This window comes from Streptomyces malachitofuscus (genome assembly GCF_055571035.1).
Genome location: NZ_JBVIGA010000001.1, coordinates 461,051 through 474,503, shown reverse-complemented (window position 1 = coordinate 474,503; position 13,453 = coordinate 461,051). Strand labels below are relative to the sequence as shown.

At 71.8% G+C, this 13,453-nt stretch carries 14 protein-coding genes; 8 read left to right on the top strand and 6 right to left on the bottom strand.

Going from position 1 to position 13,453, the window contains the following annotated elements; translation table 11 throughout:
* Positions 1 to 41: 41 nt before the first annotated feature.
* A complete protein-coding gene (locus ACZ44S_RS02135; RefSeq protein ID WP_466923411.1) occupies positions 42 to 689 on the top strand; it encodes a biliverdin-producing heme oxygenase in 648 nt (215 codons plus the stop codon).
* A 90-nt stretch (positions 690 to 779) separates the two neighbouring features.
* Here the strand turns inward: ACZ44S_RS02135 and ACZ44S_RS02130 are convergent, their stop codons facing one another.
* Positions 780 to 1,424 (bottom strand): PhzF family phenazine biosynthesis protein, encoded by a 645-nt coding sequence (locus ACZ44S_RS02130; protein WP_466923408.1) that lies wholly within the window; start codon positions 1,422 to 1,424, stop codon positions 780 to 782.
* Between the two features lie 313 nt (positions 1,425 to 1,737).
* Here ACZ44S_RS02130 and efeO point away from each other — a divergent pair, with 313 nt between their 5' ends.
* Genes efeO through ACZ44S_RS02110 form a run of 4 tightly spaced genes read left to right on the top strand, consistent with a single transcriptional unit; the run spans position 1,738 to position 6,014 of the window.
* Positions 1,738 to 2,898 (top strand): iron uptake system protein EfeO, encoded by a 1,161-nt coding sequence (gene efeO, locus ACZ44S_RS02125; protein ID WP_466923406.1) that lies wholly within the window; start codon positions 1,738 to 1,740, stop codon positions 2,896 to 2,898.
* A gap of 17 nt (positions 2,899 to 2,915) precedes the next feature.
* A complete protein-coding gene (gene efeB, locus ACZ44S_RS02120; RefSeq protein WP_466923404.1) occupies positions 2,916 to 4,190 on the top strand; it encodes an iron uptake transporter deferrochelatase/peroxidase subunit in 1,275 nt (424 codons plus the stop codon).
* Positions 4,191 to 4,192: 2 nt separating this feature from the next.
* Positions 4,193 to 5,065, top strand: coding sequence for an iron uptake transporter permease EfeU (gene efeU, locus ACZ44S_RS02115; protein ID WP_466923401.1), 873 nt, complete (start codon positions 4,193 to 4,195; stop codon positions 5,063 to 5,065).
* Positions 5,025 to 6,014, top strand: coding sequence for an SCO2278 family lipoprotein (locus ACZ44S_RS02110; RefSeq protein ID WP_466923398.1), 990 nt, complete (start codon positions 5,025 to 5,027; stop codon positions 6,012 to 6,014). Before efeU ends, ACZ44S_RS02110 begins: the two co-directional genes overlap by 41 nt.
* Before the next feature lie 189 nt (positions 6,015 to 6,203).
* On the opposite strand, the gene ACZ44S_RS02105 is transcribed toward ACZ44S_RS02110, so the two are convergent.
* Positions 6,204 to 6,941, bottom strand: coding sequence for a bifunctional DNA primase/polymerase (locus tag ACZ44S_RS02105; RefSeq protein WP_466923396.1), 738 nt, complete (start codon positions 6,939 to 6,941; stop codon positions 6,204 to 6,206).
* 225 nt (positions 6,942 to 7,166) lie between these two features.
* Between ACZ44S_RS02105 and ACZ44S_RS02100 the strand changes: the two genes are divergently transcribed.
* Complete coding sequence (locus ACZ44S_RS02100) at positions 7,167 to 8,042, top strand: glycerophosphodiester phosphodiesterase (protein WP_466923394.1); 876 nt, start codon at positions 7,167 to 7,169, stop codon at positions 8,040 to 8,042.
* A gap of 14 nt (positions 8,043 to 8,056) precedes the next feature.
* Here the strand turns inward: ACZ44S_RS02100 and ACZ44S_RS02095 are convergent, their stop codons facing one another.
* A complete protein-coding gene (locus tag ACZ44S_RS02095; protein WP_466923390.1) occupies positions 8,057 to 8,707 on the bottom strand; it encodes a TetR/AcrR family transcriptional regulator in 651 nt (216 codons plus the stop codon).
* Positions 8,708 to 8,805: 98 nt separating this feature from the next.
* On the opposite strand from ACZ44S_RS02095, the gene ACZ44S_RS02090 reads away from it, so the two are divergent.
* Positions 8,806 to 9,054 carry a DUF6243 family protein gene (locus ACZ44S_RS02090; RefSeq protein ID WP_466923389.1) on the top strand — a complete coding sequence of 83 codons (249 nt, stop codon included), beginning with the start codon at positions 8,806 to 8,808 and terminating at the stop codon, positions 9,052 to 9,054.
* Here the strand turns inward: ACZ44S_RS02090 and ACZ44S_RS02085 are convergent.
* On the bottom strand, positions 8,997 to 9,992 hold the full coding sequence (locus ACZ44S_RS02085) for a small ribosomal subunit Rsm22 family protein (protein WP_466923387.1): 996 nt from the start codon (positions 9,990 to 9,992) through the stop codon (positions 8,997 to 8,999). The two genes, ACZ44S_RS02090 and ACZ44S_RS02085, sit on opposite strands and share 58 nt — an antisense overlap.
* 298 nt (positions 9,993 to 10,290) lie before the next feature.
* Between ACZ44S_RS02085 and ACZ44S_RS02080 the strand changes: the two genes are divergently transcribed.
* On the top strand, positions 10,291 to 10,857 hold the full coding sequence (locus ACZ44S_RS02080) for an RICIN domain-containing protein (protein WP_466923384.1): 567 nt from the start codon (positions 10,291 to 10,293) through the stop codon (positions 10,855 to 10,857).
* 89 nt (positions 10,858 to 10,946) lie between these two features.
* Here the strand turns inward: ACZ44S_RS02080 and ACZ44S_RS02075 are convergent, their stop codons facing one another.
* Both ACZ44S_RS02075 and ACZ44S_RS02070 read right to left on the bottom strand, forming a co-directional pair.
* Positions 10,947 to 12,116, bottom strand: coding sequence for a serine hydrolase domain-containing protein (locus tag ACZ44S_RS02075; RefSeq protein ID WP_466923382.1), 1,170 nt, complete (start codon positions 12,114 to 12,116; stop codon positions 10,947 to 10,949).
* Positions 12,077 to 13,414, bottom strand: a complete 1,338-nt coding sequence (locus ACZ44S_RS02070; protein ID WP_466923379.1) for a multidrug effflux MFS transporter — start codon at positions 13,412 to 13,414, stop codon at positions 12,077 to 12,079. Before ACZ44S_RS02070 ends, ACZ44S_RS02075 begins: the two co-directional genes overlap by 40 nt.
* Between the last annotated feature and the right edge of the window lie 39 nt (positions 13,415 to 13,453).

The following is a 13,453-nucleotide window of genomic DNA, read 5'->3' as shown; positions in this document are numbered from 1 at the left end:
TCGGCAAGGCATTTAAGCCTAACTATCGAAGATCTGGACTCATGGACTCCTTCTCGACCCTCATCCGCACCGCCTCCCACGAGCAGCACGTGGAGGCGGAGACCTCGACGTTCATGAGTGATCTGCTCGGCGGCCGGCTGGGCGTGGACGCGTACGCGCGCTACACCGAGCAGCTGTGGTTCGTGTACGAGGCACTGGAGTCCTGCGCGCCGGGGCTGACCTCGGACCCGGTGGCGGGCCCGTTCATCCGGCCGGAGCTGTTCCGGCTGGCGTCCCTGAAGCGCGACCTGGCCCACCTGCGCGGCCCGGACTGGCGCTCCACGCTGGCCGCCCTGCCCGCCACCGAGTCCTACGCCTCCCGTGTCGCCGAGTGCGCCCGCACCTGGCCGGCCGGCTACCTCGCCCACCACTACACCCGCTACCTGGGCGACCTCTCCGGCGGCCAGATCATCCGCGGCAAGGCGGAGAAGACCTGGGGGTTTGCGAGGAAGGGCGACGGCGTGCGCTTCTACGTCTTCGAGGACATCCCCAACCCGGCGGCCTTCAAGCGGGGCTACCGCGAGCTGCTGGACGCCGTCCCGGTGGACGACCTGGAGAAGCAACGGATCGTGGCCGAGTGCAAGCGGGCGTTCGCGCTCAACACGGAGGTCTTCCGGGCGCTGGGCGAGGAGTTCCCGCTGTCGGCGTGAGTGCCGCCGACGTGGCCCCCCACGGGCCGGTGGTCGCCTTCGGGCGGGACGCCTGGGGGGGCGTTCGTCGCGCGACTGCGCTGACACCCCTCAGCGTTCCAGGTGGACGCGGCCGCCGATCTCCGTCCAGCCCTCCGGCTGGGGGGCGGTGAGAATCTGGGAGCCCGTGCCCTGGGTGATGTTCAGGGCGCGGCCCAAACGGTCGGTGAGGAGGAGAGCCGCGGCGCCCGTCGCCTCGTCCTCGTCGATGCCGTCGTCCCGGCCGGGGAAGGCACGGGCGCGGACCCGTCCGGCCGGCTCGTCCAGCCAGGCCCAGGCGTAGATCCACTCCCCCTTCGGCGGCACGGGCAGGTCGTCGACCTCCGCGGCGGTGGCGTACTGGCGCAGGGTGCGCGGGGGCACCCACTCCGCCCGTGCCTCGATCCAGCAGAACTCCCCGTCCTGCCGGGCGCCCATCACTCCGGCGGGCACGACCAGTTCGGGCACGTCGAGCAGCCAGGCCGTGCCGACGCAGGGGTGGCCGGCGAAGGGCAGCCGCAGGGTGGGGGTGTAGATGTCGATCACCCCGCGCTCGGGGTCGTCGACGAACACGGTCTCGCTGAAGCCGAGTTTGGCGGCGAGGGCCTGGCGGTCCGCCCGCTCCGGCAGCACCGAACCGTCGCGGACGACACCCAGTTCATTGCCGTACCCGCCCCGGGGGCCACAGAAAACACGCAGCACGTCGTAGTCAGTCACGGGGGCATTCAAGCATCGCCGGGGCGTCCGACCGACTCCTGGAGGTGCTCCGACGTCCGCGGACAGGGGGCGGCACTGTTCCTTCCCCCACCCGGGGGTTTGACCACTGCTTGACCCGGCCCGACCCTGGCTTGACCTGACCATGGCATTCACTGTGGGCCACCGTGACCGCTCCGTGCCTATACACCGTCCATGAGAGGCGGATCACCGAGATGCAGAGGTACCACCCAGCCGATCCCCAGATATGTTAGGTGAGCCTCACCTTCTTTATGTGGGGTTGATGACGCACCATTCCGGTCACCCTGGAGCCCTCATGCGATCCGCAGGTCCCGCCAGACTCCCGTTCGTCACCGCCGTCGCCACCGCGACGGTCCTCGCCGTCGTCAGCGGCTGCACCGAGAAGGGCGGCGGGGACGGCGAACAGGTGGTCACCGTGACGGCCACCGACGACACGTGCGAGGTGTCGAAGAAGGAGTTCCCGGCCGGGCACGTGGAACTCGCCATCGAGAACAAGGGCTCCAAGGTCACCGAGGTCTACATCCTCTTCCCCGACGACCGGGTGGTCACCGAGCGGGAGAACATAGGCCCCGGCACCAAGCAGCGCGTCACCGCCGAGGTGAAGCCCGGCGACTACCGGATCGCGTGCAAGCCGGGCATGCGCGGCAAGGGCATCCGCCAGGACGTGAAGGCCACCGGCGGCAAGGCGGTCAAGCGCGACCCGCGCCTGGACGAGGCGGTGGCCGCCTACCGCGCGTACGTGCAGGCGCAGGCCGACGAGACGCTGCCGCAGGCGGAGAAGTTCGCGAAGGCCGTCAAGGACGGCGACATCGAGGCCGCGAAGAAGGCGTACGCCACCTCCCGCATCGGCTGGGAGCGCACCGAGCCGGTCGCCGAGTCCTTCGGCGACATCGACCCCAAGGTGGACGTCCGCGAGGACGGACTCGAGGACGGCCAGGACCCGGCGACGGACTGGACCGGCTGGCACCGCCTGGAGAAGGCCCTCTGGCAGGACAAGAAGATCGGCGACCGGGAGAAGGAGCTCGCCGACCTGCTGATCACCGACCTGGAGGACTGGCGGAAGCGGGTCGGCACGGCCGACATCACCCCGACGTCCATGGCCAACGGCGCCAAGGAACTCCTCGACGAAGTCGCCACCGGCAAGGTCACGGGCGAGGAGGAGCGCTACTCGCACACCGACCTGGTCGACTTCAAGGCCAATGTCGAGGGCGCGGAGAAGTCGTACGCGCTGCTGAAGCCGGTCGCCCAGGAGAACGACCCTGCGCTGGTGAAGGATCTCGACAAGCAGTTCGCAGCGCTGAACAAGCTGCTCGACGCGTACCGGTCCGGCCCGGCGTCGTACGACTTCACCTCCTACGACAAGGTCGGCAAGGCCGACCGCAAGGAGCTGTCCGACGCGGTCAACGCGCTCGCCGAGCCGCTGTCCCGGCTCGCCGCCGCCGTCGTCGCGAAGTAGAGAGCGGGGGCTGGGCTGTGACGCACGCGGACACGAACAGGGACAAGGACGAGGACGGGGGCGGCGCCGCTCAGGCGCCGTCGCGGCGCTCGCTGCTCGGGTGGGGCGGGGCGGGGCTCGCCCTCGGTGCCGCCGCGGCTGGTGGCGCGGTGGCGGTGGCCCGTACCGGGGACGAACCCGGGGCCGACGTGGGCGCGGCCGTGGAGTTCCACGGTCCGCACCAGGCGGGCATCGCCACGCCGGTGCAGGACCGGCTGCACTTCGCCGCGTTCGACGTGACGACCAAGGACCGCGCCGAGTTCGTGGACCTGCTGAAGGAATGGACGGCGGCGGCGCGCCGGATGACGGCCGGCCATGCGGTCGGTGCGGGCGCGTACGGCGGTCCGGTCGAGGCTCCGCCGGACGACACCGGTGAGGCGCTGGGGCTCAAGCCGTCCCGGCTGACGCTGACGGTCGGCTTCGGACCGTCCCTGTTCGGGAAGTTCGACCTGGCCGGGCGGCGGCCCGAGGCGCTCGTCGACCTGCCGAAGTTCGCCGGGGACAATCTCGACCGCGGCCGCAGCGACGGTGATCTGTGCGTGCAGGCGTGTGCGGACGATCCGCAGGTCGCGGTGCACGCGATCCGCAATCTCGCCCGCATCGGCTTCGGCAGGGTCGTGGTGCGCTGGTCGCAGCTCGGCTTCGGCAAGACCTCGTCGACGACACCTGACGCCCAGACCCCGCGCAATCTGTTCGGCTTCAAGGACGGCACCCGCAACATCTCGGGTACGGAGAAGGACCGGCTGGAGAAGTTCGTCTGGGTCGGCGAGAAGGACGGACCCGCGTGGATGGCGGGCGGTTCCTACCTCGTGGCCCGGCGGATCCGCATGCACATCGAGACCTGGGACCGCACCTCGCTGCAGGAGCAGGAGGACATCTTCGGCCGTGACAAGGGCGAGGGTGCACCGGTCGGCCGGGCGAAGGAGCGGGACGAACCGTTCCTGAAGGCCATGAAGCCCGACGCCCATGTGCGGCTGGCCCACCCGGACACCAACGCCGGGGCGACCATCCTGCGCCGCGGCTACTCCTTCACCGACGGCACCGACGGTCTGGGCCGGCTGGACGCGGGGCTCTTCTTCCTCGCTTTCCAGCGTGATCCGCGCACCGGGTTCATCCCGATCCAGCGGAGCCTGGCCAAGGATTCCCTCAACGAGTACATCCAGCACGTGGGTTCGGCGGTCTTCGCCGTCCCGCCGGGCGTCCGCGACCAGGACGACTGGTGGGGCCGGGCGCTGTTCTCCGAGGAGGCGTAACCGTGTTCTCCAACTATCTGATCGGTCTGCGCGAGGGCCTGGAGGCCAGTCTCGTCGTCTGCATCCTGATCGCCTATCTGGTGAAGACCGGGCGGCGGGACGCCTTGAAGCCGGTGTGGGCGGGGATCGCGGTCGCGGTCGCCGTCGCGCTCGGGTTCGGCTGCGCGCTCGAATTCGGCTCGCAGGAGCTGACGTTCGAGGCGCAGGAGGCGCTCGGTGGTTCGCTGTCGATCCTCGCGGTGTGCCTGGTGACGTGGATGGTCTTCTGGATGCGGCGCACCGCCCGGCATCTGAAGGCCGAACTGCACGGGAAACTGGACGCCGCGCTGGCGATGGGCACGGGTGCGCTGGTCGCCACCGCCTTCCTCGCGGTGGGCCGCGAAGGGCTGGAGACGGCCCTGTTCGTGTGGGCGTCGGTGCACGCGGCCGGTGACGGCAGCCCGCGTCCGCTGATCGGGGTGGCGCTGGGGCTGGCGACGGCGGTGCTGCTGGGCTGGCTGTTCTACCGGGGCGCGCTGCGCATCAACCTCGCCAGGTTCTTCACCTGGACCGGCGCGCTGCTGGTCGTCGTGGCGGCGGGTGTGCTGGCGTACGGCTTCCACGACCTGCAGGAGGCCGACTGGCTGCCCGGTCTGACGAACCTGGCCTTCGACGTGAGCGGCACGATCCCGCCGGACAGCTGGTACGGCACGCTGCTGAAGGGCGTGTTCAACTTCCAGCCCGACCCGACCGTCCTCCAGGTCACGGTGTGGCTGCTGTACCTGGTCCCCACGCTCGCGCTCTTCCTCGCCCCGGTAGGGTTCGCCTCCGGGAAGGGGAGGGTGAACGAACCGGATGAGCAGGGATCTCGGCCTTCGAAGGCTCCGCAGGCTTGACCGGAGTGCGCTGATCGCCGCGTCGTTGACCGCTTTGTCGCTGACGGCGAGCGGCTGTGTGGTGGTGCACGGTGAGCGCGAGGTGCTCCCGGCCACCACCCGCGCCGAGGCGGCGAAGGCGCTGGAGGAGTTCACGGCCGCCTACAACGCGGCCGACAAGGCGTACGACAGTTCCCTGGACGCCGATCACACCACCGGCGCCCTCGCCGACATCGACGCGGCGCGGCTGAAGGCCGGACGGGCCAACAGCCCGGAGGGCAATCCGCGGCACGTTCCGCTGAAGCTGACGGACGCGAAGTTCACCATCCCCGCGAAGGCGGGCTGGCCGCGCTGGTTCCTCGCTGACGCGGCCGGCAACAAGGGCGGCGAGACGCGCTGGCTGCTGGTGTTCACCCGCAACGGGCTGGACGAGCCGTGGGAAGCGGCGTATCTGACGCTGGTGGCCCCAGCGGACATACCGGAGTTCAAGACGGACGAGGACGGCTGGGCGGAGGCCGTGCCCGCGAACGCCACCGATGTGGCGGTGCCGCCGGGCGAGTTGAGCCAGGACTACGCGTCGTACCTCAAGGACGGCGGGAAGGTGTTCTCGGACGGCCCGCACACCAGCGCGTGGCGGGACGCGCGCGGGAAGAAGGCGGAACGGCCGGGGCTGGCCAGGCAGTACATCGACGAGCCGATGACGAACGGCGACCACGCCCCGCTGGCGCTGCGCACCGAGGACGGCGGGGCGCTGGTGTTCTTCACCACGCGCCACTTCGAGAAGCAGACCGCCGCGGAGGGGGCGACGGTGCCGACGCCGAACAAGGACGTGCTGGCGCTGACGACCGGCGAGATCAGGCAGTCGCTGACGTTGGAGTTCGTCTCCAACGAGGTGGCGCTGGATCCGGCCGACGGGGCGGTGGAGGTCCTGGGGCGTATCCAGGGGCTGACGTCGGCGAAGGGCGAGTAGGCGCTTGCCGCTCGGCGGGCTGGACTCCGTGCGGCTTGGAGCGGGCAGGCTCCGGGCCTTCGGCGGCGGGCCCTCGGTCGGAGGCGGCGGTCCGGGGTGGGGTGCCGGGCCTTCGCGGCCGGGTTCACTGTCGTCGGAGGTCGGGCTCGGGCGCTGTGGCCGGGCTCGCGGCGCGCGCTGTGGCCCGGCTCAGCGGCGCAGGGGCCAGACCGTGCCGGCCTGGTCGGAGTGTTCCCCCGCGTGGCGGGCGCAGGAGTCGGTGAGGACCTCCAGCAGGCTCAGCGGGTCCGGGAGGGCGTGTTCGGGGCCGCGCACCCAGTGCACCGACCGGCCGTCGTCGCCGGGCAGCCGGGCGGGCGGTACGAGGACGTAGGAGCCCCGGCAGTGCCAGCGCAGGCCGGGGTGCTCGTCCATGGTCTCCGGGTGGCAGTCCAGCTCGCACGGCCACCACTCGTCCTCGTCCTCGGGGGTGCCGCGGGTGAGGGTGAAGAACAGCATGCGGCCGTCGTCGCTCTCGGCTACGGGGCCGACCTCGATACCGGCGTCGAGCAGGCGGGTGAGCGCCTCGCGGCCCGCGTCGAGGGGGACGTCGAGCACGTCGTGCACCATGCCGGTCGCCGTGATGAAGTTGGCCTGCGGCTGGTGGCGGGCCCAGCGCTCGATCTGGGCGCGGTCGGTGGTGGACTGCGTCTGCCAGGCGAACGACACCGGGTGCCGGGCGGGGGTGGGACAGCCCACACGGTCGCAGGAGCAGCCGTATCCGGCGGCGGGGTGGGCGGCGGGCGCGAGCGGCAGTCCCGCCCCGGCGGCGGCGAGCAGCAGGGCCTCACGGCCGCCCTCGTCGACGGCCTGCTGCGTGCGGCGTCCGCGCAGCCACTGGGAGAGTCTGCCCTGTCGGCCGCTCCGGCCGCCGAACTCCGCGCTCATCTATCCCCTCGCCTCGCCGTCGTGGGCATCAGCATGCCCTATGGTCCCACGGTCGTGCGCATCGGGGGGCCGTAGCCCACAATCGGCGCAGGTCGGACGAGGGTGACGGGAGCGGACGAGGGGGGTCCGGTGGGGCGAAGGGGGCGCTCACGGGGGCGCGCGGGGTGCACCGGAGCGGGTGTCATTGCGGACTGTCACGGGATGTGCGCCCCTACCGTGGTCGGCATGGTCACATGGATCGCGTCGACGGGGCTCGCGGCCGTGGCGTCCGTGGTCTCGCTGACCCTCACGGGCGGCCACGGCGGGGGTCCGCCGCTGGAGTGGGGCCGCGGACCGCTGACGGTCGACTCGCTGCCCCGGATCCCGTACGCCGCCCATCGGGGCGGGGCGCGCGAGGTGCCCGAGAACAGCATGTCGGGGCTGATGGCGGCGTACCGGCGCGGTACGGCGCAGGTGCTGGACTTCGACACCCGGGTGCTGCGGGACGGCACTCCCGTCGTCTTCCATGACGCCACCCTGAACCGCACCACCTTTCTGGGCGGCGAGGTCCGGGGCCTGGACGCGGGTGAGTGGCGGGGCGTGCGGCTGCGGCCGCGCGACCGGCTGCCGGGGAGCTGGCGCTCGGAGCGGCCGCCGACGGTCGCCGAGGTGCTGGACCGCCTGGGCGGGCGGATCGTGCTGATGCTGGAGGTGAAGGATCCGCGCGGGCTCGGCCGGCTGGCCGAGCTGATCCGGTCGCGCGGCCTGACCCGCTCGGTGTTCGTGAACACCAACGATCCCGCGGTGGCCCGCCGGGTCCACGAGCTGGGCCTGTTGGCGCAGCTGTGGCGTTCGGCCCGGCAGATGCGCACCGACCGCCCCGAGCGCTGGCGCTCCTACGTCGACCTGCTCGACGTCGACGTCAGGGCGCGGGACGCCGATCTCCGGCGCGCGGTGCGCTCGGGCATCCCCCGGGTGTGGGCCCACACGGTCGTCACCCCGGCCCAGCGCGACCGGGCCCTGACCCTCGGCTGCAACGGCATCATCACGGACACCCCCGGCCGGCTGGCCCGGCATCCGGTACGGGGGCCGGGGGTGGTGAGCGCGGCGCTGGGGCGGTGACGGCGCGGGGCCGGTCAGCGGGGGGCGAGGCCGTGGAGGGCGTAGTCGACGAGGGTGTCGGTGTAGTCGTAGGTGACCGGGCCCGTGTGCTGGAGCCAGCGCTGGGCGAGGGGGGAGACGAAGAGCTCCAGGGCGATGCGCGGATCGAGGTCGGGGCGGACGTCCCCGGCCTCCTGGGCCGAGCGCAGGCGGTCGACGTAGAGCTGGAGCTGGGGTTCGAGGAGCCGGGCGACGAATCTGCGGCCCAGTTCCTCGTTGACGACGCCCTCCGCGGCCAGGGCGCGGGAGGGGGCCTCGAAGACGGGGTTGCGGAGTTCGTCGACCGTGGCGCGCAGGACGTACTTGAGGTCGGCGGCGAGGTCACCGGTGTCCGGGATGGCGTACTGCGTCCCGGCGGGCGCCCCGCCGGTGTCCCCGCGGTCCTGGGCGGCTTCCTCCGCCGCCTGCTCGCTCAGGTCCAGGAACGCCTCGAGGAGCACGTCCGCCTTCGACGGCCACCACCGGTAGATGGTCTGCTTGCCCACGCCGGCTCGGGAGGCGATGCCCTCGATGGTGGTCTTCGGGTAGCCGACCTCGGCGACCAGGGCGAGGGCGGCGTCGTAGATGGCCCGCCGGGAGCGCTCGCTGCGGCGGGTGGCGTCGGGGGCGGACTGGTTCGCGGACATGGGTCGAATCTACCAGTTGACAAGACGGTGCGTCTCGCCGGACAGTTGAAGCGTCGATGGCGAGACGATACGTCTCGTGCTGGTGAGAGGAGGGCGTCATGACCCGAGGCGGAGCCGGAAACATGCTGGGCGTCGGCGGCACCCGGCAGCACCTGGGCCGCAAGGCGCTGCGCGGGGGCGGACGCGGGGGCCGGGTCGGGGGCGGTGTCGACCCCCGGGCCCAGAAGCGGGAACTGCTGCGCAAGCTGCAGGAGCAGCGGGAGGGGAACGGCGGTGGCGCGGCGCCGGATCAGCCGCCGGTGGGCGGCCAGGGCGCGCCCCAGTCGGCGTCACGGGCCGCCCGGTAGAGATCGCCGTGGCGTTTGGTGACGGTGGTGCGGCGCAGGGACGGGTCCTTCTCGCAGAGGTCGAGGAGGACCTGGCCCTTGCGGATCTGCGGCTTGCGGACGATCCGGGCGGGCGCCGGGACGACCGGGACCCGGGTGGCGGCCACGTAGCTGAACTTCTCGTCCTCGTAGGCGAGGGAGCCACCCTTGACCTGGCGGTGCAGCGAGGAACGGCTGACCCGCGCGGAGAAGTGGCACCAGTCCGTGCCGGGGGCGATGGGGCAGGCGGCGCTGTGCGGGCAGGGGGCGGCGACGTGGAAGCCGGCGGAGATCAGGCGATCGCGGGCCTCGATGACCCGGGTGTAGCCGTCGGGGGTGCCGGGTTCGACGATCACGACGGCCTGCGCGGCGCGGGCGGCGGCGTCCACGAGGGCGGCGCGGTCGGGGGCGGTGAGCTCGTTGAGGACGTAGGAGACGGTGACGAGATCGGTGCTCTCGATGGTGAGCGCCGTTCGGATACGAGAGCGCTGCCAGCGGGCGGCCCGGAGCGCGGGGTGGGCGGCGGCGAGTTCCCGGCCGAGGGCGAGTGCGGGTTCGGCCCAGTCGAGGACGGCGACGGGGCGCTCCCCGTCCCAGGTCGCGCTCACCGCCCACGCCGCCGCGCCGGTGCCGCCGCCGACGTCCACATGGCCGCCCGGCACCCAGCCGGGCACGGCGTCCGCGAACGCCTCCAGGGCCGACCGCACCGCCTCGAAGGTCGCGGGCATGCGATAGGCGGCGTACGCGGCCACGTCGGCGCGGTCCCGGAGGATCGGTGCCTCGGTCGGGGTGGCGCCCCGGTAGGTGGCGATCAGCCGCTCGACGGCCCCCGCGGCCTGCCGCGCCGGAAGCCCGTCCAGCAGCCCGGCGAGGGCGGAGCGCAGGGTCTCGTCGACGCTGAGGGATGCGGAGGCGTTCACCCGGTGAGTCTACTGACCGTGGCCGGCCGAACGGCGCACCGTCCGCAGGCGGGCGAGCGAACCGGAGGACGGAGCGGCGGGTATGCCGGGCTTGGAAAGTACCGCTCTGGTTCACCACCTCTACCGCGAGGGTTTGGCTGAGCCTCTGTCTACCGCACGGGTGTGACCCGAGAACCGGCCCTCAGTATGACGATGGCGCCGGCCGATCTCCCTACCGTTCCTTCTGGTGACGCAAGGACACGTGCTGGAAATGGACACCGCACGGTCGCGCACCTGACTCCGATGGGGGAACCTCGACATGACTCCACTGGGAAACACCGCCTTGTCGGCGACGGCCGTGGCCATCACCGCAGGACTTACATTTTCTGTTTCGCCTGCTGCTGCGGCAAACACGGCCAACGCCGCGCCGGCAGCGACACAGTCGGCCGACTCGCCTGTCACCGCGCAGGTGAACAACGTCTACGTCAAGATCAGGCACAGCGGAAAGTGCCTGACCGTACACGGCAACACGACGGCCAACGGCGCCCAGATCGACCAATACACCTGTGTCGGCCAGGCCAACCAGCGATGGAACATCATCAAGAACGGGACGGCGAGCTGGATATTCCAGAGCGTCCGCAGTCAGAAATGCATGTCCGTGAAGGGCGGAAATGACGCCCGTGGAGTGCGACTCATCCAGTGGAACTGCAACGGCAGGGGCGACCAGAACTTCATGATTCAGGCCAAGAGCGGTAAGTACCGCCAGATCAGCTCTCATATCGGCCTGAATTACTGCCTCGACATCCAGGGAGGCAGCACCGCCAACAATGCGCGGCTGATCACCTGGACCTGCAATTCCCGAAAGAACCAGCAGTTCACCTGGTGAACGTCCACGGCGTCGCCCTGCTGCAGGACCAGCGGATCCCGCGGCAGGGGACGCCGGAGGGCGAGCCTGCCGCGTAAGAGCGATGCCTCTCACATACCCCGCACCGCCCGCGCCACCCGGGTCGCCGCCTGCGCCCTCGGGCGGCTGTCCGGGGACAGCGGGCGGCGGGGGTGGACCGTGTTGGCCAGGAGGATCACGTAGGTGTCCGTGGCCCGGTCCAGGACGAGGGACGTGCCCGTGAAGCCCGTGTGGCCTGCGGCGCCCCGGCCCGCCAGTTCCCCCATGAACCAGGGCTGGTCCAGGGCGAAGCCCAGGCCCGGCGGGGTGAACAGCAGGTCCACGAAGTCGGGGCCCAGGATACGGGCGGGGCCGTAGGAGCCGCCGGCCAGCAGGGTGCGGCAGAAGACCGCCAGGTCCCGGCCGGTGGAGAAGAGGCCGGCATGGCCGGCGACACCGCCCAGCGCCCAGGCGTTCTCGTCGTGCACCTCCCCCCGCAGCATCCCCCGCTCGGCCTTGGCCCACGGCCGCCGCTGGTCCTCGGTCGCGGCGGCGGACGGACACGGTCCGAAGGCGGTCGCGGTCATGCCGAGCGGCCGTGTGATGCCGTCCCGCACCAGGACGTCGAGCGCCCGGCCGGTGAGGCGTTCCAGGACGTGCTGGAGGAGCAGCATGTTGAGGTCGGAGTAGCAGTACGTGCCGGGCACGCCGATGGGCCGCTCCGCGCGGAGGAGCTCCAGCCGTTCCATGTCGTCGGCGCAGGCGTACAGCGGGAGCTCGGGGCGCAGTCCCGAGGTGTGGGTGAGGAGCTGGCGGACGGTGATGCCGTGCCGTACGGCGGCGGTGAAGTCCGGGAGGTACGCGCCCACGCGCGCGTCGATGCCCAGCGTGCCCCGCTCGATCTGCTGCACCGCCGCCACCGAGGTGAACAGCTTGGTCAGGGAGGCGAGGTCGAAGGGGGTGTCGACGGTCATCGGGACGCGTGCGGCCGGAGGCAGTTCGACCGGGGTGTCCGTCCGCTCGTCGTGGGCGGCGTAGCGCACGGCCCAGCCCGCCGCCTCGTGCACGGCGAGCACCGGGCCGCGCCCGACGACCACGACGGCGCCCGCCGCCCAGGGGCGTTCGCCGCCGGTGCGGGCGTGGACCTCACGGACCAGGTGCCGGAGCTCCCCGGCGTCGAGCCCGGCGCGTTGCGGTGTTCCGTGGCGAAGTCGTGGCGCGCTCAGATGCCCCCGCCCTTCGCTCCCGTCCGCTCGTTCCACGGACGGCACATTCCCAGGAAGCAGCCCATCGCCACCAGGGCGGCGACCAGCTGGACGACGGCCATCGGAACGGCCGTGTCCTCGCCCGCGATCCCCACCAGCGGTGACGCGATCGCGCCGATGAGGAAGGCCGTCGTACCGAGCAGTGCCGAAGCGGAACCGGCCGCGTGCCGGGCGCGCATCAGCGGGAGGGTCTGGGTGTTGGGCAGGATGACCCCCATCGCGGACATCAGGACGAACAGGGCGGCCGCCATGGGCGCCAGCCCCGCCTCGCCGAACACGCCCAGGGACAGCAGCAGCAGCGCGGTCGCCGCGACGATCACGACGGTGAGACCGACGCCGAGCACCTTGTCCAGCCGGACCCGGCCGACCAGGATCTTCCCGTTGACCTGCCCCATGATCATCAGGCCGATCGAGTTGAGTCCGAACAGCAGGCTGAACGTCTGGGGGGAGGCGCCGTAGATCTCCTGCACGACGAACGGGGAGGCCGCGACGTACGCGAAGAGGGACGCGAAGCCGAAACCGCCGGCGAGCATGTAGCCGGCGAAGACCCGGTCGGCGAGGAGCCGGCGCATCGAGCCGAGGGCCTCGCCGACGCCTCCGCCGTGCCGTTCGGCGGGGGGCAGCGTCTCCGGCAGCTTCGCCCAGACGACGACCGCCAGGGACACCCCGACCACGGTGAGGACGGCGAACACACCCCGCCAGTCCGTGACCCGCAGAATCTGTCCGCCGATGAGCGGCGCCACGATCGGCGCGACCCCGGAGATCAGCATCAGCGTGGAGAAGAAGCGGGCCATGGTCACGCCGTCGTACAGGTCACGGGCGACCGCCCGCGCGATGACGATGCCCGCGGCGCCCGCCAGGCCCTGCACGAGCCGGCAGGCGACGAGGAGTTCGACGGTCGGCGCGAACGCGCACAGCGCGGTGGCGACGACGTAGACCGCGAGGCCGACGAGCAGCGGCCGGCGCCGGCCCCAGCGGTCGCTCATCGGGCCGACCACGAGCTGCCCGAACGCCATGCCGGCCAGGCAGGCGGTGAGGGTGAGCTGGACCGTCGCGGCGGGCGCGTGCAGGGACCGGGTGACCTCCGGAAGCGCGGGGAGGTACATGTCCATCGCCAGCGGCGGGGTGGCGGTCAGGCCGCCCAGGAGGAGGGTGACCAGCAGGCTGGTGCGGCGGGCGGAGGTGGTGCGGTTTCCCGGCGGGATCGTCTTCCCGTCCGTGACGGCCGCTGTCGATGCTGCGTCAGGTGTCCTGCTTTCTGTCGTTTTCGATATGAATGCCCCGCCCTCAGGCACGTGACCCCTCCCTTTTCATGCCATCAGCTCCCTATGCTC